Below are 22,238 nucleotides of genomic sequence, written 5' to 3'. Positions count from 1 at the left end.
CGTCCGGCGGGCGCGCTCAACTGCGCGCGCGGTAGGCGCGCATCGACAGCGGGACGAACACCGCCGCGATGCCCGCCGCCCAGGCGAGCGACCAGAGCACCGGCCCGGCCACCGGCCCGCCGGTGAGCAGCCCGCGGAAGGCGTCCGCCAGATGGGTGACCGGGTTCACGTTCACCCAGGCCTGGAGCCAGCCCGGCATGGTGTCGACCTGGACGAAGGCGCTGCTGGTGAAGGTGAGCGGGAAGATCAGCACGAACGCGAAGACCTGGACCTTCTCGGCGTCGCCCGCCAGCATCCCGATCAGGACGGCGCCCCAGGAGAACGCGCCCGTGAAGACGAGCAGCAGCGCCGCCGCCGCGAGGAGCCCGGGGATCCCCTCGGTCAGGTCGAACCCCATCAGCGTGCCCAGGCCGATCATCAGCAGCATCGCCCAGAGCTGCTTGCACAGGTCGGCGGCGATCCGCCCGAGCAGCGGCGCCGAGCGGGCGATCGGCAGGCTGCGCAGCCGGTCGAAGACGCCCTTGGTCAGGTCGGAGTTGAGCGACATGGCCGTGTACATGGTGGTGAAGAGGGCGTTCTGGCAGATGATCCCGGCCAGCGCGTACTGCAGGTACGCCTGCGGGGAGCCCGCCATCTGGCCGCCCAGGACGTAGGTGAACAGCAGCACGAACATGATCGGCGTGACGCTGAAGTCGACCAGTTCCAGGGGGTTGTGCTTGACGGAGACCAGGCTGCGCCAGGCCATGGTGGCGGTCTGCTGGAGCGCGGCGAGGGGCCGGACCCGGCCGGATCCGGGGGCGGGGGAGGCGGCCCGGTCGGTGAGGACGGCGGTCATGACGGCCTCCCGGCCTGCTCGTAGGAGCCGTCGCGGCCGGTGTCCCCCGGTCCTGCGTCCGGCCGGCCGTCGGCCTGCTCGGCGTCCCCGGTGGGGGAGGACGCGGGTTCGGCCCGGTGCCCGGTGAGGGCGAGGAAGACCTCGTCCAGGCTGGAGCGGCGCAGTGCCAGCTCGCCGACGGCGATCCCGGCGGCGTCCAGCCGGCGGACCACGGCGGGCATCAGCTCCGGGTCGTTGACCGGCGCGGTGACGGCCCCGCCCTCGATCCGGGTCTGCGGGCCGGCCGCCTCGCCGATCAGGGCGTGGGCCCGGTCGAGGTCGTCCGGGCGGACCGGGCGCAGTTCCAGCACCTGGCCGCCGGTGCGGTCCTTCAGCTCGTCCGGGGTGCCGCCGGCGATCACCCGGCCCTTGTCGATGACGACGATCTCGTCGGCGAGCCGGTCCGCCTCGTCGAGGTACTGGGTGGTGAGCAGTGCGGTGACCCCCTCGGAGACCAGGCCGCGCAGCAGCTCCCACACCTCGCCGCGGCTGTGCGGGTCGAGGCCGGTGGTCGGCTCGTCGAGGAAGAGGATGCGGGGCCGGCCGACCAGGCTGGCGGCGAGGTCGAGTCGGCGGCGCATGCCTCCGGAGTAGCCCTTGGCGGCGCGCCCGGCCGCGTCGCCGAGCCGGAAGCGTTCGAGCAGTTCGGCCGCCCGGGCGCGGGCCTCCGGGCGGCTCAGGCCGAGCAGGCGCCCGATCATCAGCAGGTTCTCGGTGCCGCTGAGGTTCTCGTCGACGGCGGCGTACTGGCCGGTGAGCCCGAGCAGGGCGCGGACCCGGCCGGCCTCGCGGACCACGTCGTGCCCGCCGACCAGGGCGCGTCCCCCGTCGGGACGCAGCAGGGTGGCGAAGATCCGGACGGCGGTGGTCTTGCCGGCACCGTTGGGGCCGAGCAGGCCGAGGACGGTGCCGGATCTGGCGACCAGGTCGACGCCCGCCAGCGCCTGGGTCTCCTTGAACCGTTTGACCAGGCCTTCCGCCCGGATTGCGTCGGTCATGGCCGGACCTCCCGACTTGTGGGTGTGCGTCCGGGTGAGGGCGCACACCCTTCCAGGGTCGGTCAGGTCGTACTGTTCTGCCCATGCGACTGACCAAGTTCGGGCACGCCTGTGTACGTCTGGAGCACGAGGGGGCGGCCGTCGTCGTCGACCCGGGATCGTTCACCGATCCGGCCGCGGTGGTGGGGGCGGACGCGGTGCTGATCACCCACGAGCACGTGGACCACTTCGAGGAGGCCCGGCTGCGGGCGGCGCTGGAGGCGGATCCGGCGCTGCGGGTCTGGACGAACGCGGCGGTGGCGCGGCAGCTGGACGGCGTGGCGTCGAGGGTCACGGTGGTGGGGGAGGGCGACGCGTTCGAGGTCGGCGGGATCGGGGTGAGCGTGCACGGCGAGTGGCACGCGGTGATCCATCCGGAGATCCCCCGGATCGGGAACGTCGGCTTCCTCTTCGACGGCCGGGTCTTCCACCCGGGGGACGCGCTGACCGTGCCGCCGCACCCGGTGGAGACGCTGCTGCTGCCGTTCGCCGCGCCGTGGACCAAGGTCGGCGAGCTGATCGACTACGTCCGGGAGACCGGGGCCCCGCGGGTGGTGCCGGTGCACGACGCGCTGCTCAGCCCGGCGGGGCTGGCGGTGCACACCCGCCTGGTGGGGGCGGGCGGGCCGGGGACGGGCGCGGAGCTTCGCACGCTGGGCGAGGGGGAGAGCGCCGACCTGGGGTGAGGCGTCGCCGGTACCCGCCGGACGGCACGGCTCCCCGGCTCGTACTTGCCAGAGGGCACGGACGCGCCGGTAGCCTGGCGCCATGCTGAAGATCGGACTGACGGGCGGCATCGGCGCAGGCAAGAGCGAGGTGTCGCGGCTGCTGGCCGCCCACGGCGCGGTGATCGTGGACTCCGACGTGATCGCCCGCGAGGTGGTCGCCCCCGGGACGGACGGACTCAAGGCCGTGGCCGCCGAGTTCGGCCCGGGCGTGCTGGCGGCGGACGGTTCGCTGGACCGGCCGGCGCTCGGGGCGATCGTCTTCGCCGACCCGGAGCGGCTCGCGGCGCTGAATGCGATCGTCCATCCGCTGGTGCGGGCGCGGTCGGCGGAGCTGGAGGCGGCCGCCTCCCCGGACGCGGTGGTGGTGCACGACGTCCCGCTCCTCGCCGAGAACGGCCTCGCCCCGCTCTACGACCTGGTGATCGTGGTCGATGCGGAGGACGGTGTGCGGATCGACCGGCTGGTCCGCCTGCGCGGCATGGCCGAGGAGGAGGCGCGGGCCCGGATGGCGGCCCAGGCGAGCCGGGCCGACCGGCTGGCGATCGCCGACGTCGTGATCGACAACAGCGGCCCGCTGACGGGCCTGGCTCCGAGGGTCGCTGACGTCTGGTCGGAACTGAAGGCGCGTCACGCCTGACTTCTGACTGAATCTGACCGGATCTGATCGAATCCGATCTGGTCAGACCGTCGGTGCGGCGCAGATCATGGAGTAATGGCTGATCACATAGCTCCGACGGTCGTCACCCTCGACCGGTACGGCCCGCCCGAACAGGCCGAGATCCTCGGCGACGGCCCCGACCCGTACGGGGTCGCGGACACCGGGCTCACCTGGCTGCCCAAGGAGGTCCACTTCGGCGTACGGGCGGTGGAGGGCGGCCGGCTCGTCGCCCACACCGGGCTGCTCCGGCTGCCGCTGACGGTGGGCGGCGTGGACCTGGAGGTGATGGGCGTCGGCGGGGTCGCCGTCGCCGCCGAGCTGCGGGGGCGGGGCCTGGCGCGCGCGGTGGTCGGCGCGGCCCTGAACCACGCGCGGGCGCTGGGCCACCGCCGTGCGCTGCTGTTCTGCCGGCCGCCGCTGGTCCCGGTCTACCGGCGGCTCGGCTGGCGGGAGCTGCTGGCGGACGTCCACGTGGAGCAGCCCGAAGGGCGGGTCGCCCTCATGCCGCTGCGGACCATGTGGACCCCGCTGGCCGCGGGGACCGAGTGGCCGGAGGGGCCGGTCCGGCTGCGCTCGCTGCCGATGTGACCCGGGCGACCGGTGCGGCTCGGGCAGGCGGTGCGGCCGGTGTGTCAGTGCGCCGGGCCGCGTCCGGCCGGGGCCGGTGGCTCACTCGGGCCAGTCGGAGCCCTCGATCACGTCGACGAAGTCGGTCCGCTCGAACCCCGGGCTGAACCGGGCCAGCACGTCGGCCTTGACGTTCCCGAACGCCGTCTCCGGCTTGGGCGCGATGCCCTCGTGGAAGGCGCGCAGGATGCCGCGCTTGAAGTCCGGTCGGGGGTGGGCGGCGACCACCGCGTCCCGGGCCCCGGCGGGCAGGTCGTGGTAGCCGATGCCGAGCACGTCCAGCTCCACACCGGCCGTGGTGAGCGCGATCTCCGGCTCCAGGTACTCCGGAACACCGGGCGTGGTGTGCAGGGCGATCGCCTCCCAGACCAGCCGGACCCGCTGTTCCGGCACCTGGTGGGCGCGGAGGAACGCGGCGGCCGCCTCGGCGCCGTCGACCTCGAACCGGCGGCCGGACGAGCGGTGCTCGGGAGCGAGGCCGACGTCGTGGAACATCGCGGCGAGGTAGAGCAGCTCGGGGTCGAAGGCGAGCCCGCGGCGGTGGCCCTGGAGGGCGCCGAACAGGTAGACCCGGCGCGAGTGGTGGTAGAGCAGCTCGGTGGAGGTGTCCCGGACGAGCTCGGTGGCCTCGACGGCGAGCCGGCTGTCGGGGATCGCCACCCCGGCGATCTCGGTGGCGCCGGTGGTGTGGTCGGCGCTGCCGGTGGGGTCGGTGGTCATGCGTTCGCTCCTTCGGTCCGGGGGGTGGCGGCGTGGCCGACGGCGGCGGTGGCCAGGGCCCGGATCATCGGGTGGACCTGGGTGCCGTCCCCGGCCAGCTCGGGCTGGAACAGCGAGGCGAGGAAGAACGGGTGTTCGTGCCCGGGCAGTTCGAGGATCCGCAGCTCGCCCGAGTCGTCCACGCCGCTGAACCGCAGCCCGTGCGTGCGCAACTGCTCCAGGTAGGCGTCGTTCAGCCCGTACGCGCAGTGGTACCGCTCCAGGGTGCGGGTGGTGCCGAGGACGCGCGCGGCGAGCGAGCCGGACGTGATGTGCACGGCGCCCTCGTGTCCGACCAGGGAACAGGTGAGCGGCACGATCACCTGATCCTCCTCCTCCGGGTGGCTCTCGCCGTGCGCGGCGGAGCCGAGGCCGCAGACGTCGCGCGCGTACTCCAGCACGGCGTGCTGGAAGCCGGCGCAGGTGCCGAGGAAGGGGATGCGGTGCTCGCGGGCGGTGCGGACGGCGGCCACCGCGCCCGCCTCGCTGCGGTACGGGCTGCCGGGCAGCAGCCAGATCGCGTCGAAGCCGTCGAGGGCGCCGGGGGCCACGGCGTCCTCGGTGGGGATCCAGTAGGCGTCCAGCACGAGCTGCTCGCGGGTGGCGAGCACGTCGAGCAGCCCGGGGATCCGGGCGTGCGAGCGGACGGCGGGGGAGCGGTCGCCGACCAGGGCGAGCCGGGGGGTGCGGTAGGTCATGCGGCTATCCTGACCCGCATTGCCACATCAGTGCCAACGATGATTCCTTACCCGTCGATCAGAAGGACTGATGCCAGGTGGACCCGCAGCAGCTGCGCACCTTCGTCACGGTGGTCCGGCTGGGCTCCTTCTCCGAGGCCGCCCGCGAGCTCGGCTACACGCAGTCCGCCGTCTCCCAGCAGATCGCCGCGCTGGAGGCGGATCTCGGGGCCGCCGTGCTTGCCCGCCGCCCGGTCGCCCCGACCGAGGCAGGCGCGCGGCTGTTGGAACACGCCGCCTCCCTGCTGCTACGGCTGGATGCGGCGCGCGCGGATGTCGCACGCCTGGTCGGCGCTCCGAGCGCCCGCCTGGTGGTCGGAGCGACCCCGCTGGCGATCGGCGCGGTCCTGGGGGGCGCGCTCGCCGATGTACGCCGGGCGTACCCGCGGACGGATCTGACGGTCCGGGTGGTCGCCCAGGACGCGCTGCCCGCCGAGGTGGCCACCGGCGCGGTGGACCTCGCCCTGATCGACGGCCCGGCCGCCCCCAGCGATCCGCTCCCGCTGCCCGACGTCGGCCCGCTGCGCACCGTCGCCGTCGCCGAGCAGCCGCTCGCCGTCGCCCTGCCGACCGGCCATCCGCTGGCCGGTCGGCCCGGCCTCTCGCTCGCCGACCTGTCCGCCGCCCGCTGGCTGGACGCCCCCGGCCTGGCGCCGACCGGGGCCCGGCTGCGGGCGGCGACCGCCGTCGACGGCTTCCGTCCCGCCGCCCGCTACCTCGGGACCGACGTCCGCGGTCTGCTCGCCCTGGTCGCCGCCGGTCACGGCCTCGCCGTCCTTCCCGCGTCGGTCCTGGACGGTGCCCCGGGCGTGGTGGCCGTGCCCGTCCGCGCGCCGCGGCTGGTGCACCGCACGGAGCTGGTCCACGGCAGCCTGCCAGAGGGCCCGGCGGCCGAGCTGGCCCGACTGCTCGGCGGTGCGCAGGTCCGAGAGCGCGGGGCCTGATGGCGTGAGCGCGTGACGGCGTGAGCGCGTGACGGCGGGGGCGCGGTGAGTGGCGGCGCGGTGGATCCCGTCGTCTCACCCGACGACGGCGGCTCCCGGACAGCACGGGCCGGGGGTCTCGTAGCAGACGTACCCCAGGCAGCCGAGGCAGACGGAGATGTTCTCCAGTCGCCAACTCCGGCCGTGGCAGGAGCAGGTGGCGCGTTCGCGGAGCAACGCGTCCCAGCCGGCGGTGCCGCCGTTCGCCGCGAAGGCGGCGGTGACGTAGGAGTCGGTGGCCGGGTCGTCCGGTGCGTCCGCGCCGGTGCCGGGGCGGGCGGTGCCCAAATGCCAGCAGTACAGGGCGAGCAGGGCCCGCCCGTCCACCAGGCGGTAGGCCGCCCGGCCGTCGTCCTCCCAGGCCCGGACCAGCCCCGCGACCCGTTCGGCGAACGGCCGCGAGGGGTCGAGCAGGGCCAGGTTTCCTTGCGGTGGTCGCGAGTTGGCGCTCATGGCGGTACCCCTTTCCGGGGCCCACGGTAGGGCGTGCCGGGCGGGGGCCGGTCACCGGGGTGGGAGATGGCGATCTCCGCAGGGTGGGGCGGTCGGCCGGCCGCCGGGGTGCCTGCCGGCGCTCCCGCCGGGGCCGCCGACGCCCTCGTCGTGGCATTCACACCCAATTCATTGCAACGACTGGAGGGTGGTCGTTGCTTTCGCTGCCAGGGCTCTTGCAACAATTAATTGCCTTTGAGCTGCGATGATTGATGTTCTGCGCAATGAGCTTGTTGCCATGACTTGGAAAGCAACGTAGCTTTTCCGTTGTCAGAAACAACGAGCCGAAGGACAGGCACCATGCAGAAGTTCGACACCCCCGCCCCGGTCTCCGCCCTCCTCGACATCCCCGCGGGGCGCATCCGGTTCATCGCCGCCGACCGCGCCGACACCGTGGTCGAGATCCTCCCCGCGGACCCCTCGAAGAGCCGCGACGTGAAGGCCGCGGAGCAGACCGCGGTCGAGTACCGCGACGGTGTCCTGCGGATCGAGGCCGCGCCGCCGAAGAACCAGTTCTTCGGCCCCTCCGGGTCCGTCGAGGTGACCGTCCGGCTGCCCGCCGGCTCCCGGGTCGACGCCAAGGCCGCCGACGCCGAACTCCGGGGCGTCGGACGGCTCGGCGACGTCGCCTTCGAGGGCGCGCGGGCCGCGGTCAAGCTCGACGAGACCGCCGGAGCCCGCCTCACCCTGCAGGCCGGCGACGTCTCGGTCGGCCGCCTCGGCGGCCCCGCGCAGATCAGCACCCAGAAGGGTGACCTCCGTATCGCCGAGGCCCACCACGGCACCGTCACCCTGCGCACCGAGTACGGAGGGATCGAGGTCGGCGCCGCGCGCGGCGTCTCCGCCTCCCTGGACGCCGGGACCGGGTACGGCCGGATCCACAACGCGCTCCGGAACACCGGTGGCACCGTCGACCTGGCCATCCACGCGACCACCGCCCACGGCGACATCACCGCCCACAGCCTCTGATCGGCACGCCACCCACCGTTCGCGCCTCCACGGCCCGCGCCTTTACGGGCCGCGCGCCTCCACGGGCCTCCCGCTCCACGGCCTTCCCGCTCCACCCCCTGCGGCGCCATCGCCGTCCACCACCACCGCCGATCCGTTCCGACCCCGGAAAGAAGAGACGAGCAATGACCACGATCCTCAAGGAATCCGTGTGGACCGGCACGGTGTCGGTCGACGACACCGCCCTGGCCGTGACCGACACCGGCTGGTCCGGCCGCCCCGTCGTCTACCTCAACGGCTCCTACGCCGACCAGTCGCACTGGCGCCGCGTCATCGCCGAACTCGGCGGCGACTTCCGCCACATCACCTACGACGAGCGCGCCCGGGGCGGGTCGGAACGTTCGGCGGACTATTCCTTCGAAGCGTGCCTGCGTGACGTCGACGCCGTCCTCGAAGCGAGGGGCGTGGAGCGGCCGATCCTGGTGGGCTGGTCCTACGGTGCGATGATCGCGATGCACTGGGCCGCCCGGAACCCGGACCGCGTCGCGGGGGTGGTGCCGGTGGACGGCGCCTTGCCGCACGAGTGGCTCGACGACGCCGCCCGGGAGCAGATCCGGAAGCTCTTCCGCCGGATGAGCCCGCTGTTCCCGGTCGCCCGCCGGATCGGCATGGCCGCGCGGATGAGCGCCGCGCAGCACGCCGAGATCAACATCGAGGCCAACGAGCTCTGCGCGCCCGCCGTCCTCGACCCGGTCTTCGAGCGCGCGACCGCGCAGGTGCGGTACGTGCTCGCCACGGGCGGGAACCTGGGCGGCGAAGCGAAGTTGATGGAGCAGATCCGCTCGAACCTCGACCCGGTGCTCGCCCGTCACCCCAACATCCGCGTCAGTGCGAAGGTCGCGAGCAACCACTCCAAGATCCTGCGCAACGACTTCCGGGCCGTCGCCGACGCGGTGCGCGAGCTGGCCGCGTCGGCCGCCTGAACGACGGCGCGGACCCGCCGGTCCGCCGAGAAGCTTCGAGAAGTACCGGGAGCACCAGGAGCACCGGGAGTATCGGGGAGCACAGGGGAGCGCCGGGAGTGCCCACGGGTGCCGCAGGAGGGCTACCGGCAGACGGTGCCGTCGGCCGGGACCTCGTCGGCGAGCAGGTACCCGTCGACCGCCCGCTTCAGGCAGGGGTTGCCGGTGTCGTAGCCGCCGTGGCCCTGGCCCTCCAGCGTGATGCCGATGCCGACGCCCGCGCCGAGTTCGCGGGCCATCGCCCGCGCGCCCTCGTACGGGGTGGCAGGGTCGCCGGTGTTGCCGACGACGAGGATCGGGGCCGAGCCCGGGGCGGACACCTCGGGGTGGTCGGACCGTCCGGGCACCGGCCAGCCCGTGCAGCCGATCAGGCCCCAGGCGGTGAACTCGCCGAACACCGGCGAGGCCCGGCGGAACTCCGGCAGCCCGGACCGGACGTCGGCGTCGCTGTAGCGCTGCTTGTCGTCGGCGCAGGAGACGGCCCGGTTGGCGGCGGCGGAATTGTTGTAGCGGCCCTGGGCGTCGCGGCCGAGGTAGGCGTCGGCGAGTGCCAGGAGGGTGGTGCCGGTGCCCCCCTGCATGGCCTCCTGGAGGCCCACGGCCAGGGCGTTCCACGTCTGTTGGCTGTACAGGGCGGCGGCGATGCCGGTGACGGCGAGGTCCTGGGTGAGCCGCCGGCCGTCGTCGGTGGGCAGCGGTGCGCCGTCGAGGCTGCGGAGCAGGCCGGTGATCCGCCCGGTCCCCTCGGCTCCGCCCCCACCGGTGGGACAGGACGTGCCGGCCTGGGCCGCGCAGGCCTTCATGAAGTTCTCCAGGGCGAGTTGGAAGCCCTTGGCCTGGCCGAGCGAGGACTGTGCCGGGTCCTTGGTCGGGTCGACCACGGCGTCCATCACCAGGTGCCCGACGTTCTGCGGGTACAGGTGTGCGTAGACGCCGCCCAGTTCGGTGCCGTAGCTGAGTCCGAAGTAGTGCGTCTTCGGGTCGCCGAGCACCTGGCGCAGGAGGTCCAGGTCGCGGGCGGCGGAGACGGTGTCGACGAACGGCAGGACGGGGCCCGAGTTCTGCGCGCAGGCGGCGGTGTAGCGGGCGTTGGACGCGTCCAGGGCCGTGACCTCGTCGTCGGTGTCGGGGGTGCCGTCGACGCCGGCGAGGGCGTCCGTGGCCCGGTCGTCGAGGCAGGTCACGCCCGCGCTGTTGCCGACCCCGCGCGGGTCGAAACTCACCAGGTCGTAGCGGGTGTTGAGGTCGGCGTAGTCCTTCGCGGCGGCGGGCAGCGTGGTGATGCCGGAGCCGCCGGGGCCGCCGAAGTTGTAGATCAGGGAGCCGATCCGGGGTTGCGGGCCGGTGGCCTTGGCGCGGATCAGCGCGAGGTCGACGGTCCGGCCGTCCGGGGCGGTGTGGTCGAGCGGGGCTTTCAGGGTGGCGCACTCCCAGGGGGTGCCCGGGGCGGGGCCGCTGCCCTCGGCGACGGACGGGGCCGGGCAGGTCTGCCAGGTGAGCTGCTGGCCGGTGAGCGCGGCGGGCAGGGGCGGGACGGTGGCCGGTGGGGTCGAGCCGCTCGCGGCGGCCGGAGGCGTCGTGGCGGTGGTCGGGGCGGGCGACGAGACCGGCGGGGAGGCCGGCGACGCCGGGCCGGACGAGCCGGCGTCGGAGGGACCGCTCCCGCAGGAGGCCGTCGGGGCGAGCAGTGCCGCGGCCAGGCCCAGCGCGCCGGCCGCGCGTACGACAGGGTGCATGGGGGTTCCGTTCCTGGACCGGCGGGTGGGGGGCGTGCCCGGTCCGGTGAGCGCCTCGTCCGGAGCGCCTTGCGTCGTGGCGTCAGCCTAGGTGCGGGGGCGGAGCCCCGCCCGTCGGGCGGCGGACCGATCCCTCGTGCAGGGTGGGTTGCCGAAGTCGATGTGGCTCGTTGTTCCTGCCGTGAGCCCTGACTTCCCCGCCCGTCGCGGCGCCCTTGAAGAAACGATTCTGCGCCCCCGTCCTGCGGTAGGCGCCCGTCCAGCCGTCACCCGGCTTCCCGTCCGGGGGCGGTCATGACGTACGAGACCCCCCGCGTCCCCGACCAGCGTGCCGCCGAGGAGGGGTGCGCGACGGCCCTCGACCTCCGGGTGGTCGTCTGCCCCGGCCTGACCCTCTCCGTCCCCGCGCGGCTGCGCTACCGCACCGCCGATCCCTATGCCGTCTTCCTGGACAACCACACCGACCTGGCCACGCCGATCACCTGGGTCTTCGCCCGAGAACTCCTCGCGGCCGGCCTGCACGACCGGGCCGGCATCGGCAGCGTCTCCGTCCGCCCCGGTGGCGGCGAACGGTCCGGGACCGTCCTCATCACCCTCACCGGCGAGGGCAGCAGCGTCGTCCTGAGTGCCCAGGCCGAACGGGTCAGGGCCTTCCTCGCCCGGACCGAGAGCCTCGTGCCCTCCGGCCGGGAACCCACCCACCTCGACCTGGACGGTCTGCTCCGCCGCCTCTGCGACGGCGGAGCCGCCTCCCCGGGGCCGTGAGCGGGTGCCGCCGGGGCCGTCCCCCCAGGGGGAGGGCCCCGGGGACCTCGAAGGCCGCCCCGCGGTGCCCGGTCGCCACGGCCGGCACCGGCGCCCGCCGACGATCGCGGCCCCGGGTGGCCGTGGCGCTCCCGTGGGCGGGGCCGGGGTCGAGCGACGCGGGGGCTCAGGAGGGCGGGTCGTCCGGGCGGACGCGGTCCAGCCGGGGCAGGAGCTCCAGCGGCGCGCCCGGGTAGCGGGTCGCGGCCAGGTCCCCGTACGCGGCGCGGTTCCCGTCCACGACACGGGCCAGCAGCACCGCGAACGGGCGGTCCTGCGCGGCGGCGAGGCCCCGCACGAGCTCGTTGTACCGGGCGACGGCGCCCTCCGCCGCCGCGCGTGGGCCCTCGCCCGCGCGGGCGAGGGCGAGCACGGTGTTGCCCGACGGCGGGCGCGGCCTCGCACGGCCCTCGACGGCGGCCGAGAAGAGGTCGTTGGCCAGGTACACCGCCTCGACGGCGGTCACGACGAGGCGGTCGTCGGCGGAGCCCGGGTCCGGCGGCGGCAGACCCTGCACCAGCCGCAGGCACTCGGCGTACGGGAGGACGCCGATCGTGCGTGCCCGCAGGTGCAGCAGCCGGTCCGGTGGCAGCGGCTCGGCGGCGAGGTCGGCCGCCGCCTCCTCGGCGACGGCGGAGCAGAAGTCCGCGAGCAGCGCGACCAGACGGTCCCGGTCAGCCCCGCGCGCCCGCAACCCGTCCAGCAGGGCGCGCAGTTGGCGGCCGGGCTCGTCCTCGCCGCTCTCGTCCCCGCGGCGCAGCCGGTCGGCCAGGGCGCGGGCCCCGCCGGCCGGGCCGTCGTCGACGAGGAAGAACAGGACGACGTAGCGGGCCGCCGCCAGGTGTTCCGCGAAGCCGGCGCCGGCCGGTCCGCAGGGCGCGGAGAACACGGCGGCGTAGACCGACTCCAGGGCGTGCCGGGCCGCGCCGCGCCCGCAGGTGCAGGAGACCAGCGCCTCGCCGAGCAGGGCGCGGGCGAGGCGGCGGCGCAGGGGGCCGGTCAGGGCGCCGCGGTAGGGCGCGAGCAGGACGTCCGGGGCGTCGGAGGTCATGGGCTCGGACCTGGGTCTGGACCTGGGCCTGGGTTCGGTCCCGGCTTCGGGCGGGGCGCGGGTGACGGCGGGAAGACGGCCACCCCGGCGGTCATCGCGGCTCGCGGCCCTGCTCCGGCCGCAGGGCGCGCAGGGCGAACAGGGTGCTGAGGTGCGGCGAGCCGAAGTACAGCGGCAGGCGTCCGGCACGGAAGTACGCGCGGGCAGGCCAGGAACCGTCCGCGCGCTGGGCCCCGATCAGTCGGCGGCGGTGCTCGGGCCGGCCGTCGGGGACCTCCGCGTACTCGGCGGCGATCGTCAGCAGCGCCAGGTCGAGCGGCGCCGGGGGGAGCGGCCGGGCCCGGGCGACGACGGCCCGGCGGACCGGCCCGAGGAGGGCGGTGTGGACGGCCGCCGCACGGGCGGCGGAGTGGAACAGCGCCTCGGGGGAGGGGTAGTAGCGGGTGGTGGAACCGTGCACCTCCCGGCGGACGTACCGGAGCGTCGCCTCGGCGGCCGGGTGCGGCAACGTGCCGCGTGCGCCCGGGAGTCGGAGCGCGTGGAGGACGTTGGCGGCGGCGACGGCGTCGTACCGGAGACCGTGCGGCGGGGCGGCCTCGTCGTGCCAGTAGACGGGGACCGGGACCGCTGCGGGGCCGAGACCGTTGGGCTGCCCGGCTCCCAGCAGCTCCCGGGCGACGGCCGCGGTCCGGTCGGGTGCGGCCAGCCCGTGCCGGACCAGCCCGCCGAGGGCGACGGCGGTGCTGTCCGTATCGGCCGGGAACGGCGCGCCGAGCGGGAAGCAGCGGTACCGGTGCCCCGCGCGGTACCGCTCGACCTGGCGGGCGAGCGCGGCGACCAGCTCGCGTTCCTCGGGCCGGTCGCTGTCCGGCGCCAGCAGCGCCAGGCCCCACATCGCGGAGAACCCCTCGTGGTCCGGTTCGAACCCGAGGTCGGCACCGTGGGCGGCGAACAGGTACCGGCGGGCCTCGATCCCGGTCAGCGGCGCGCGCAGATCCCGGTCGGCGGCGACGAGGGCGGGCGGCAGGCCGTCCGGGCCGAGGGTCCGGTGGAGGAAGGTGAGACCGCGCTGGACGGCCGCGTCCCGAGCCGCTTCGTCGGCGGGCATCCCGACCCCCTTTCACCGACCGGGTTCAGGGTAGGGCGGATCCGCTCGGCCCGGCAGGGCGTGCGCCGTCGCCGGGCGTCGCACGCCCCGCCCGCACACCCTGCCTGCACGCGCCGTCCCGCGCGGGGCCGCCCGCGTGGGATCGTCCGCACGCGCCGTCCGTAGGGGCGCGCGAGGACACGGTCGAGGAGCGCGAGGTAGCTGACCCGCCGGTGCGGCGGGAGGTGGTGCAGGCAACCGGAGTCGTCCACCAGGTCGAAGCGGGTGAGCGGGAGTTCGGGGCCGAGGACGTTGCCGCAGTGGAACCGGACCGCCGCGCCGGCCTCGTCCGCCCGCTCCCGGGCCCAGACGACGGCGGTCGCCGAGAGGTCGACAGCGTCCACTTCGAAGCCCTGCGACGCCAGGTGGATCGTGTTCCGTCCGGCCCCGCAACCGAGGTCGAGCGCCCGGCCGCCGGGGGCGAGGAGACCGCGGTCCAGGCAGGAGACGAGGTCCTCGTCGGGCTTCGGGACGATGAACGGGCGCCCGGAGGACCGGTCGGCGTAGAAGTCGTCCCACCAGCCCGAGGCGTCGTCCGTCCAGCGGTCGGCCTCCGGGAGGAACAGCCGGTCGAGGAGGGTGAGGACGTCTTCGACGGTACGGATGTCGCGGTTCAAAGGCTGCCTTCCGCAGGGGGATCCGAAGGAAAGCCCAGGAGTTCGAGGGCGTCCGGCCATCCCCGGTCCGGCTGCCCGGAAGGTCCTGTGGGGCAGCCTCCGGGCGGGCCCGCGGACGGATCGACGGCGGGTCCACGGGTGGGGTCCGTTGCCCGGAGGGGGTGTTCCCGGAGGCCGGGAACGGGCCTTTCGACGGTGCGGCGGAGTGGCGGGGCCGGAGGCCCGGACAAACGTTCGGTCTCGTTTGCGGGCCCGGTCAGGACGACGCGCCGGCCTGCTTCGGGCCTGGCTCCGGGCCCTGCTCGGACCCGGTGGCCGGTGCGGCCGGTGCGGCCGAGAGGAGTTCGCAGTCGGTGAAGTTCATGCAGCCGCAGGCGAGACAGGCGGCGACGGCGGCGCGCAGCTGCTGCGTCTCGCGGACGATTCGGTCGAGTTCGGGCAGCTTGCGTTCGGCCAGCTCGCGCCACTGACGAGTGGCGCCCCGGTCGGGGGCGTCGTCCAGGAGCCGGCGGATCTCGGCGAGCGTGAAACCGGCGCGCCGGGACATCCGGATCAGCGCGAGGCGCCGCAGCGTCGCGGCGGGCCAGACCCGGCGACCGCCCTCACGGCGGGCGGCCGGCAGCAGCCCGAGGCTCTCGTAGTAGCGCAGTGCGGACGGCCGCAGCCCCGCCTGCCGGGCCAGCTCCCCGATGGCCAGGTACCGCACGGCATTCCTCTCGGACCGGCTTGACTTCAAGCACGCGTGAACCGCTTGCCTGGCCCGCATGATCTCATCTGCCCTGCGCTCCAGGCTGCCCCGGGACTACCGGCCGCTGTTCGAACGGCGCGGACCGTTCCGGCGGCTGCTGCCCGCCTTCGCGGTGTCCGACCTCGGCGACGGAATGAGCGTGGTCGCGGTGGCGTGGCTCGCGCTGCAACTGGCCCCGCCCGGCGGCTCCGGCCTGCTGGTGGGCGCGGCCGTCGCCGCCTACGTCCTGCCGGGCGCCGCCGGCGGGCTGCTGCTCGGCCGGTGGCTGCGCGGCCTGCCCGCGCGGCGGCTGATCCGGGCCGACGCCTGGACCAGGGCCGTCCTCCTCGGCTGCGTCCCCCTCGCGTGGGCGCTCGGGGTGCTCGGCCCGGCGCTCTACCTGGCGCTGCTCGCCGGCTCGTCCCTGCTGCACGCGTGGGGCAGCAGCGCCAAGTACGCGTTGGTGGCCGAGGCCGTGCCGCCCGGGCAGCGGCTGGCGGCGAACGTCCTGCTGAGCACGAGCACCTGGGTCGCCACCGTCGCCGGACCGGCGCTCGCCGGGGCGCTGGCGGTGGCCGTCGCCCCTGCCTGGCTGATCGGGCTGGACGCGCTCTCCTTCGCGGTCCTGGCCGTCCTGGCCGTCCGCTCGGGCCGTCCGGACGGCAGGGGAGAGGGCCGGGAGGAAGAGGGCCGGGAGGACGGCGTGGCGGCGGCAGTGGCGCCGCCCGCCGGACCGCGTCGCTCGGGCGAGGGCCTGCGCGTCCTGCGGACCAGGCCCGGGCTGCTCGGACTGCTGGCGTTGACCTGGTTGTTCAACCTGTTCTACGGCCCGGTGGAGGTCGCCCTGCCGCTGTTCGTCGGGCAGGACCTGCACGCCGGACCGGGGCTCCTCGGCCTCTACTGGACGGCCTTCGGCCTGGGGGCGGCACTCGGCACCCTGGCCGTCGGCGCGCTGCGGCTGCTGCCGGTGTGGCCGATGCTGCTGGGCATCGTCGCCGCCCACGGCCTGGCCATGCTGCCGTTCGCCCTGCACGGGCCGAGCTGGCCCTCGGTCGTCGGCTTCGCCCTGGCCGGGGTGGTCTACGGGCCGTACAGCGCGCTGGCGCTCAGCCTGTTCCAGGACGGTGTGCCGCCGGCCGCCCTGACCGCCGTGCTGGCCCTGCGCGCTTCCGTCCTGCTGACGGCGGGCCCGGTGGGCACCGCGCTGGGCGGCCCGCTGACGGCCCTCCTCGGGCCGCGCCAGGTCCTGGCGGGCGCGGGCCTCGCCATGGCCGCCGTAGCGGTCGGCGCCGCCGTGGTGAGGGTCCGGTCCCCGGCGAGGGGGCGGATCCCGTCGCCGGCAGGGCTCCTGAGGCAGGAGACGCGGTAGCGGTCCCGCTGCGGTCAGGGACGCCGGGTACCGCCCCGCACAGGACGTCGGATCGGTCGACTTCCTGTGCGGGGACTTTCCGGACGGTTCGTGGCCGGGGCAACCCGCCGGGCTCCACAGCGACGGTGACGGCGGCCCGTCGGCGGTGTGTCGGTCCTCGCAGAGCGCACGACGGAGGCGGCTTGCGCCGGTAGTCGGCCGGTCCGACTTCCTGTGCGGGATCCTGCGCCGATCAGGGTGATCGGTGGGGGCGAACGGCTGGAGGCTGCGCGGGTGCTGCTGCTCGGGCGGCGTCGAACAGCGGGAAGCCGACGGGTGCCCGGGCATGGGCGCACGGCCGTGAGTGCCGGCCCCGACGGACGTGCTCGCGTGTGGAGTCCGACGGCGTGGGGCCGGGTACCGGGGAGGGGGGAACGACTCACCAGGGGAGCGGGATGGCCTATCGCGGTTTGATCGTCGACTTCGCGGGCGTGCTGAGTACTCCGCTCGGACTGTCCGTGCGGGCGTGGTGCGATCGGCAGGGGCTGCCGTCGGACGCGTGGCGCCGCGCGCTCGTGGACGACCCGGCGGGGCGGGCGCTGTACGTGGAGCTGGAGTTGGGCCGGATCTCGCAGGCGGAGTGGAACCTGCGGACGGCGGAACTGCTGGGCGGGATCGAGCACGAGGACCTGATGGGCCGGGCCCACGCGGAGGTGCGGGCCGTACCGGAGATGGTGGCCCTGGTGGAGTCGGCGCGACGGGCGGGGCTGGCGGTGGCGCTGCTGTCCAACTCGTACGGGGTGGATCCGTACAACCCGTACGTGGCCACCGGGGTGTGGGACCTGTTCGACGTGCAGGTGATCAGCGGGGACGTGGGGTTGGCCAAACCCGACCCGGAGATCTTCCGCCTCACGCTGGACAGGATGGGGCTGGCGGGCGAGGACTGCGTCTTCGTGGACGACTACCCCGCGAACCTCCTTCCGGCGGAGGAGTTGGGGATCACCACGGTGCACGCCGACGGGCCGGCGGCGGCGAGCCGGGCGGCGGGGATCCTGGGTCTGGCGCCGGGGCAGTGAGACGGGGGGAGTCCCGGGCGCGCGCCGCCGGAGGGGGCGGTCACCTGTCCGGCGCGGCGGCTTCGAGCGCGTCCAGGGAGCCGGACATGACGGTGCGCAGGTGCTGTGTGAGGTGTTCGGCCGGCCAGTCCCACCAGGCCAGAGCGAGCAGGCGGGCGACGTCGGGTTCGCTGTAGCGGGTGCGGATGAGTCCGGCCGGGTTGCCGCCGACGATGCCGTAGTCGGGGACGTCGTCGACGACGACGGCGCCGGACGCGACGACGGCGCCGTGGCCGATCCGGACTCCGGGCATCACCATGGCGCCGTAGCCGATCCAGACGTCGTTGCCGACGACGGTGTCGCCCCGGCCGGGGAGACCGGTGAGGAGGTCGAAGTGTTCGGCCCAACTGCCGCCCATGATGGGGAACGGGAAGGTCGACGGGCCGTCCATGCGGTGGTTGGCGCCGTTCATGATGAACCGCACGCCGGTGCCCAGCGCGCAGAACTTGCCGATGACCAGCTTCTCCGGACCGTAGTGGTACAGGACGTTGCGGGTCTCGAAGCCGGTGGCGTCGTCCGGGTCGTCGTAGTAGGTGTAGTCGCCGACCTCGATCAGGGGGGACGTCACCAGCGGCTTCAGGAGGACCACGCGGGGTTGCTCGGGCATCGGGTGAAGGGTCGAAGGATCCGGCGGGGCGGAACTCACGGCAGCACTACTCCGATCACGGGCGGGGACGACGTGTCCGTGATCGTAACCTCCGTGTGCCACCCGACCGGGCGCCGGACCTGCTGGGTTGGTCAGGTGTGGGTGGGGAGTTCGCCGGTGTGGATGGCGGTGATGAAGGCCCGCCAGGCGTCGGGGGTGAAGGCGAGGACCGGTCCGTCGGGGTCCTTGCTATCCCGGACAGGGATGAGGCCCGTGAGACCGTCGGCTATCTCGATGCAGTCGCCTTGGCCATTGCTGTAGGTGCTCTTGCGCCACTGGATGGGTTCGAAGGTCTGCTTCATGTCTCGTACTCCTCTGCGACTTTCCTCAACCATGTGACGGACTTCTCGGGCTGCACGGACGAAGCCATGAGACGAAGGAACGTGTCCTCATGGCGCGCGACCTCGGTCGGCCGTTCCGTGTAGGTGCTGCTGGTCGTTGCCTCGGAGTAGGCCACGCTGCCAGGGATGTCGCTGAACGACAGCACAGAGAACGACGCTCCCATGGCCGCGTGTGCTCCGGCTGAAAACGGGAGGACCTGGATGGTGATGTTGGGCTTCTCATCCGCCATGAGCGCGAGATGCCTCAGCTGTGCCGCCATGGCTGGCCCGTTGCCGACGGGTCGCCGTATGACGGCTTCGCCGATGATGGCCCAGAACTGCGGGGGATCCTGTCGATTGAGAATGTGCTGACGGTCCATTCGGAGTGCCACGCGGCGCTCGACCTCTTCTGTGGACTCCGTGGGATTCATCGCTCGGATGACATGTCGGGCGTACGTCTCGGTCTGGAGTAACCCAGGAACCAGCTCACACTGGTATGTCACGATCTTCGTGGCGTCCGTTTCGAATCCGACGTAGGCCCGGAACCAGTCCGGCAATGCATCGCCGTAGGCGTGCCACCAGCCCTGCTGACGACTCTGCCGAGTCAGACTGAGGAACTGTCTCACCTCTTCGGGTGAGCTGATCCCGTAGTGGGCCAACAGCTTCGCCGCGTCACGTTCTTGTAGTGAGACCAGTCCGCTCTCGATGCGACTCAGCTTGGAGGCGGACCAGCCGAGGGCCGCGGCGACATCCTTGGCATTCATCTCGCGTGACGCACGCAACTTGCCAAGCTCACCGCCGAGCCTACGTCGCAGCACGGTCGGACTGCTCACTCGTCACACTCCCTGGCTGTTCGGTTCCTTGCATAGTCTGCCACCCCTTCCAGAGCCTCAACCATGATGGCTGAAGCTGCAATTGCTGGCGACTTGCGCTTGCATGCAATCCATCCTGAGGTGCATGCTACGCGGAGTAACTCGATGGTTCGTCTGAGTGATCAAGGCGGCTGGTCGCCGGGCATTCCTTTGCCCTCCTGGTCGTCCTCGTGGCAGCACCACGCCTTCAACTCCCTTTACCTGGAAGGTGAATCCGCCATGTCCGGAACCTCCCCCTCTCCCGCCTCTCCGGCCTCCCCCGCCTCCTCCCTCTCCTGCTGGCTGCTGCGCAGCCGGCGTTCGCCCGGGGAGGCCCGGCGGATCCTCGAACGGCTGCTCGCCGACGCCCCCGGCGGTGAGCGCTTCCTCGGCGCCGGGCGGCTGCTGGTCACCGAGTTGGTGACCAATGCCGTCGTCCACGGCGCGCCGATCGGCCGTCGGGTCCGGCTCGTGCTCCACGTCGACCGGCGGCGCCTGCGGATCGAGGTGCAGATGCGCGTGGGGAGCGCGGTCCCGTGTTCCGCGCCGCCAGCGGGGAGGACGAGTCGGGGCGGGGCATCCTGCTGGTCAAGCTCCTTGCCCGCCGCCGAGCCCGCTCCCGCCTCCGGCGAGTGTGCCGCGTGACGGACCGCCGCCCGGTCGCGGCCGAGATCACCGGCGGCATCCTGCCCCCGACCACCTACCCGCTCCTCCCGGGAGCCCTCTCCGCGCTCTGGTTCGCCCTCCAGTTCCGCCCGCTCGGCAGGGTGCAGTGGGAGCGCTTCGAGCGCTACCTGACCGGTCCCGGCGCCGACCGCTTCGTCGCCGAACACCTCACCGGCATCGGCCCGTTGTCGCTCCAGGTCCTGTTGCCGGACGGCGTGCACCACCTGCGCCTGGGCTGGACCGGTGCCGACGCCCCCGGTGCCGACACCCCCGACACCTCCGGCGCCGCCCGGTAGGCCGTCCCCGTCCCTGGGAGTATGGCCCGATGGACAACACCCCGCGACGGAACATCGGTTCCGGCTCCCCGCTCGAACCCCGCATCGGTTTCTCCCGGGCGGTCCGCAAGGGCCCCTACGTCGCGGTCGCCGGCACCGCGCCCATCGGCGCCGACGGCGCGACCGTGGGCCCGGGCGACGTCCACGCCCAGACCGTGCGCTGCCTGGACATCGCCGAGGCCGCCCTCGCGGAAGCGGGTGCATCGCTCGACGACGTCGTGCGGACCCGCATCATGCTCACGGACGTGAGCCGGTGGGAGGAGGCCGCGCGGGCGCACGGCGAGCGGTTCGCCTCGATCCGTCCGGCCTGCACGTTCGTCGAGGTCTCGCGCTTCATCGACCCCGACTGGCTCGTCGAGATCGAGGTCGACGCCGTCCTCGGCTGACGTCCGGCTGCCACCGGTCGGCCGCCGGCCTCAGGTGCCGACGCCGCCGAGTGCCTGCGTGTGCGGCCTGCATGCCAGCTGTGGTTCGAGGGTCGGGTTCTACGCCGGCCCCGTGGCGAGCAAGACGGGTGGGCGGGGTGGCGACCGGCTGGCGACTGGGGCTCGGGCGGAGGCGTGGTTCTGTTCGGGGCGCTGTCGGTCGGCGCACTGGCGGCTGGTGGGGCGCGCGACTGGTGGGGCGTACGGCTGCCAGGGGGGCCGCGATCCAGGCCGGAGAGGGGGCGGCGTGCCCGGCGTGCGGGACCTCGTGAACGGTGGGGGTGGGGCGCCTGGTGGGGGCGGTGTTCTGCTCGGGGCGATGCCGGACCCGGGCGTGGAGGGACCGGGCGGGGCCGGTGGCCCGGCCTCGCTCCCGTGGCGACCCGACCGCCGGTGCAGTGGGCCGCTCCGTTCCCCTGCGCCTCTACTCTGCGCAGGATTTGGCGCTGATCCTGCGCTCGGGGCAAGGGGCCGGTCGCCGATGGTGAGAGTCGGCGGCTCCGGGCGGTCGGGTGCGTGATCTGCGGTGACGGATCTTGTGGGTGCGGCTCCGCAGGGGCGGTACGACGAGGTGGTGGCGGAGGGTCGCTCGCCGGTCGGGGAGATGGGCCGGCGCCAGTTCCGGATCGGGGACATCGCCTTGGAGATCGCCCCGTGCGCGCGGTGGGCGGCCACAACCCGCCGGTGGTGGAGGGGCTGACCACGGTGGCGCCGACGGGGAGGCGGGCCGGCGTCGATTCCGGTGCCGTCGACGACGGCCCCGGTGGGTGCGGCGCAAATGTGTAACGGATCGTCAGGGCTGGTGCCTCTCTTAGGCGGGGGCGCGATCACGCCGATGGCGCCCCCGCGATGCGACACCTACCGAGGAATCTGGGGATCGACACATGAGGCGAATACGACACTGGGCCGCGGCCGCACTGGCGGCTACCGTGCTGACGGCGGCGACGGCCACCGGGGCCACCACGGCCACGGCGGCCGGGGCGCCGGAAGCCGACGGTGTGCAGGTGGACGGCGCGCGGGCGGCGGGGGCGCGCTTCACGCCGGCGAAGCTGCCGTTCGAGGGCGCGGTGCTCAGCTCCAGCGCGCAGCTCGACGCCCGCACCACCTGGGCGGCCGGCTTCCGGATCACCGGGGCCGACCAGGCGCCGCGGTTCACCCCGGTGGTCGCGGAGCGGGTGGGAGGAAACGGTGAATGGCGTGAACTCCCGTCTCCCACCACAGACTTCATCGGCCGGGCGACGGCGGTGGCGGGCAGTTCGCCGCGCGACGCCTGGCTCGTGGGCGATCGCGATCGGCGCACCGGCCGGATCCTCGCCCAGCACTGGGACGGCACCGCGTGGACCAGCACCACCGTCGAGGCGCCGCCCGGCGAGATCGGCTCCCTCTATCTGCTCGGCGCCTCCGCGCCGCGGCCGGGCAGGGCCTGGGCGGTCGGTGGTGCGGCGGTCGTCACCTCCCGGACCCCGGGGCCCGTCCCCGGGAGCGAATCGGTGGAGTACAGGACCACCGGACTGATCGAACGTTGGGACGGTACCGCCTGGCACCGGCTCGCCGCTCCCGAGATCGACGGGGACTGGCGGCTCAG

Annotated in this window: 24 protein-coding genes and 1 pseudogene; 13 read left to right on the top strand and 12 right to left on the bottom strand. The window is 74.1% G+C overall.

Features of this window, described 5'->3' with window-relative positions:
- Positions 1-16 precede the first annotated feature (16 nt).
- Together PUR61_RS14255 and PUR61_RS14250 are read right to left on the bottom strand one after the other, a co-directional pair.
- Positions 17-835 carry an ABC transporter permease gene (locus PUR61_RS14255; RefSeq protein ID WP_329879193.1) on the bottom strand — a complete coding sequence of 273 codons (819 nt, stop codon included), beginning with the start codon at positions 833-835 and terminating at the stop codon, positions 17-19.
- Entirely contained in the window at positions 832-1,872 is a 1,041-nt protein-coding gene (locus PUR61_RS14250) for an ATP-binding cassette domain-containing protein (RefSeq protein WP_329879192.1), read from the bottom strand. Before PUR61_RS14250 ends, PUR61_RS14255 begins: the two co-directional genes overlap by 4 nt.
- Positions 1,873-1,955: 83 nt before the next feature.
- Between PUR61_RS14250 and PUR61_RS14245 the strand changes: the two genes are divergently transcribed.
- The 3 genes from PUR61_RS14245 (at position 1,956) to PUR61_RS14235 (ending at position 3,885) form a co-directional block, all read left to right on the top strand.
- On the top strand, positions 1,956-2,597 hold the full coding sequence (locus PUR61_RS14245) for an MBL fold metallo-hydrolase (RefSeq protein WP_329879191.1): 642 nt from the start codon (positions 1,956-1,958) through the stop codon (positions 2,595-2,597).
- An 82-nt stretch (positions 2,598-2,679) separates the two neighbouring features.
- Positions 2,680-3,276 (top strand): dephospho-CoA kinase, encoded by a 597-nt coding sequence (gene coaE, locus PUR61_RS14240; RefSeq protein WP_329879190.1) that lies wholly within the window; start codon positions 2,680-2,682, stop codon positions 3,274-3,276.
- 75 nt (positions 3,277-3,351) lie between these two features.
- Positions 3,352-3,885, top strand: a complete 534-nt coding sequence (locus tag PUR61_RS14235; protein WP_329879189.1) for a GNAT family N-acetyltransferase — start codon at positions 3,352-3,354, stop codon at positions 3,883-3,885.
- A gap of 81 nt (positions 3,886-3,966) precedes the next feature.
- Here the strand turns inward: PUR61_RS14235 and PUR61_RS14230 are convergent, their stop codons facing one another.
- Both PUR61_RS14230 and PUR61_RS14225 read right to left on the bottom strand, forming a co-directional pair.
- On the bottom strand, positions 3,967-4,644 hold the full coding sequence (locus PUR61_RS14230) for an HD domain-containing protein (protein WP_329879188.1): 678 nt from the start codon (positions 4,642-4,644) through the stop codon (positions 3,967-3,969).
- The gene (locus PUR61_RS14225; protein WP_329879187.1) at positions 4,641-5,381 is read right to left on the bottom strand and encodes a CTP synthase C-terminal region-related (seleno)protein; all 741 of its coding nucleotides are present in this window, start codon (positions 5,379-5,381) and stop codon (positions 4,641-4,643) included. Before PUR61_RS14225 ends, PUR61_RS14230 begins: the two co-directional genes overlap by 4 nt.
- Before the next feature lie 77 nt (positions 5,382-5,458).
- On the opposite strand from PUR61_RS14225, the gene PUR61_RS14220 reads away from it, so the two are divergent.
- Positions 5,459-6,364: a LysR family transcriptional regulator gene (locus tag PUR61_RS14220; protein ID WP_329879186.1), complete on the top strand. Its 906-nt coding sequence runs from the start codon at positions 5,459-5,461 to the stop codon at positions 6,362-6,364.
- 75 nt (positions 6,365-6,439) lie between these two features.
- Here the strand turns inward: PUR61_RS14220 and PUR61_RS14215 are convergent, their stop codons facing one another.
- Positions 6,440-6,856, bottom strand: coding sequence for a hypothetical protein (locus PUR61_RS14215; RefSeq protein WP_329879185.1), 417 nt, complete (start codon positions 6,854-6,856; stop codon positions 6,440-6,442).
- A 339-nt stretch (positions 6,857-7,195) separates the two neighbouring features.
- Here PUR61_RS14215 and PUR61_RS14210 point away from each other — a divergent pair, with 339 nt between their 5' ends.
- Both PUR61_RS14210 and PUR61_RS14205 read left to right on the top strand, forming a co-directional pair.
- On the top strand, positions 7,196-7,864 hold the full coding sequence (locus PUR61_RS14210) for a DUF4097 family beta strand repeat-containing protein (RefSeq protein ID WP_329879184.1): 669 nt from the start codon (positions 7,196-7,198) through the stop codon (positions 7,862-7,864).
- Positions 7,865-8,028: 164 nt separating this feature from the next.
- Positions 8,029-8,826, top strand: coding sequence for an alpha/beta fold hydrolase (locus PUR61_RS14205; protein WP_329879183.1), 798 nt, complete (start codon positions 8,029-8,031; stop codon positions 8,824-8,826).
- Positions 8,827-8,948: 122 nt separating this feature from the next.
- On the opposite strand, the gene PUR61_RS14200 is transcribed toward PUR61_RS14205, so the two are convergent.
- Complete coding sequence (locus PUR61_RS14200; RefSeq protein WP_329879182.1) at positions 8,949-10,601, bottom strand: alpha/beta hydrolase; 1,653 nt, start codon at positions 10,599-10,601, stop codon at positions 8,949-8,951.
- Between the two features lie 294 nt (positions 10,602-10,895).
- On the opposite strand from PUR61_RS14200, the gene PUR61_RS14195 reads away from it, so the two are divergent.
- On the top strand, positions 10,896-11,366 hold the full coding sequence (locus PUR61_RS14195) for an SsgA family sporulation/cell division regulator (RefSeq protein ID WP_329879181.1): 471 nt from the start codon (positions 10,896-10,898) through the stop codon (positions 11,364-11,366).
- A 166-nt stretch (positions 11,367-11,532) separates the two neighbouring features.
- On the opposite strand, the gene PUR61_RS14190 is transcribed toward PUR61_RS14195, so the two are convergent.
- The 3 genes from PUR61_RS14190 to PUR61_RS14180 form a co-directional block, all read right to left on the bottom strand.
- Positions 11,533-12,456: a terpene synthase family protein gene (locus tag PUR61_RS14190; protein ID WP_329879180.1), complete on the bottom strand. Its 924-nt coding sequence runs from the start codon at positions 12,454-12,456 to the stop codon at positions 11,533-11,535.
- 978 nt (positions 12,457-13,434) lie between these two features.
- Positions 13,435-14,220 carry a class I SAM-dependent methyltransferase gene (locus PUR61_RS14185; RefSeq protein ID WP_329879179.1) on the bottom strand — a complete coding sequence of 262 codons (786 nt, stop codon included), beginning with the start codon at positions 14,218-14,220 and terminating at the stop codon, positions 13,435-13,437.
- A gap of 256 nt (positions 14,221-14,476) precedes the next feature.
- Positions 14,477-14,926: a MerR family transcriptional regulator gene (locus tag PUR61_RS14180; RefSeq protein WP_329879178.1), complete on the bottom strand. Its 450-nt coding sequence runs from the start codon at positions 14,924-14,926 to the stop codon at positions 14,477-14,479.
- A gap of 58 nt (positions 14,927-14,984) precedes the next feature.
- On the opposite strand from PUR61_RS14180, the gene PUR61_RS14175 reads away from it, so the two are divergent.
- Both PUR61_RS14175 and PUR61_RS14170 read left to right on the top strand, forming a co-directional pair.
- Entirely contained in the window at positions 14,985-16,316 is a 1,332-nt protein-coding gene (locus tag PUR61_RS14175; protein ID WP_329879177.1) for an MFS transporter, read from the top strand.
- Between the two features lie 434 nt (positions 16,317-16,750).
- Complete coding sequence (locus PUR61_RS14170) at positions 16,751-17,371, top strand: HAD family hydrolase (RefSeq protein ID WP_329879176.1); 621 nt, start codon at positions 16,751-16,753, stop codon at positions 17,369-17,371.
- A 40-nt stretch (positions 17,372-17,411) separates the two neighbouring features.
- Here the strand turns inward: PUR61_RS14170 and PUR61_RS14165 are convergent, their stop codons facing one another.
- From PUR61_RS14165 to PUR61_RS14155, 3 genes are all read right to left on the bottom strand, one after another.
- Positions 17,412-18,017, bottom strand: coding sequence for a CatB-related O-acetyltransferase (locus PUR61_RS14165; RefSeq protein WP_329879175.1), 606 nt, complete (start codon positions 18,015-18,017; stop codon positions 17,412-17,414).
- Between the two features lie 131 nt (positions 18,018-18,148).
- Positions 18,149-18,358, bottom strand: a complete 210-nt coding sequence (locus PUR61_RS14160; protein WP_329879174.1) for a DUF397 domain-containing protein — start codon at positions 18,356-18,358, stop codon at positions 18,149-18,151.
- Complete coding sequence (locus PUR61_RS14155) at positions 18,355-19,209, bottom strand: helix-turn-helix domain-containing protein (RefSeq protein WP_329879173.1); 855 nt, start codon at positions 19,207-19,209, stop codon at positions 18,355-18,357. The genes PUR61_RS14160 and PUR61_RS14155 overlap by 4 nt, the downstream gene beginning before the upstream one ends.
- Before the next feature lie 258 nt (positions 19,210-19,467).
- Here PUR61_RS14155 and PUR61_RS14150 point away from each other — a divergent pair, with 258 nt between their 5' ends.
- The 4 genes and pseudogenes from PUR61_RS14150 to PUR61_RS14135 form a co-directional block, all read left to right on the top strand.
- Positions 19,468-19,872, top strand: a complete 405-nt coding sequence (locus PUR61_RS14150; protein ID WP_329879172.1) for an ATP-binding protein — start codon at positions 19,468-19,470, stop codon at positions 19,870-19,872.
- A complete protein-coding gene (locus PUR61_RS14145) occupies positions 19,869-20,189 on the top strand; it encodes a hypothetical protein (protein ID WP_329879171.1) in 321 nt (106 codons plus the stop codon). Before PUR61_RS14150 ends, PUR61_RS14145 begins: the two co-directional genes overlap by 4 nt.
- Positions 20,190-20,218: 29 nt before the next feature.
- Complete coding sequence (locus PUR61_RS14140; RefSeq protein WP_329879170.1) at positions 20,219-20,614, top strand: RidA family protein; 396 nt, start codon at positions 20,219-20,221, stop codon at positions 20,612-20,614.
- 923 nt (positions 20,615-21,537) lie between these two features.
- A pseudogene (locus PUR61_RS14135) lies at positions 21,538-22,238 on the top strand (hypothetical protein); the annotation flags it as partial.

The organism is Streptomyces sp. BE20, from assembly GCF_036322525.1.
Taxonomy (GTDB): Bacteria; Actinomycetota; Actinomycetes; order Streptomycetales; family Streptomycetaceae; genus Kitasatospora.
This window is presented reverse-complemented; position numbering and strand designations above follow the sequence as displayed.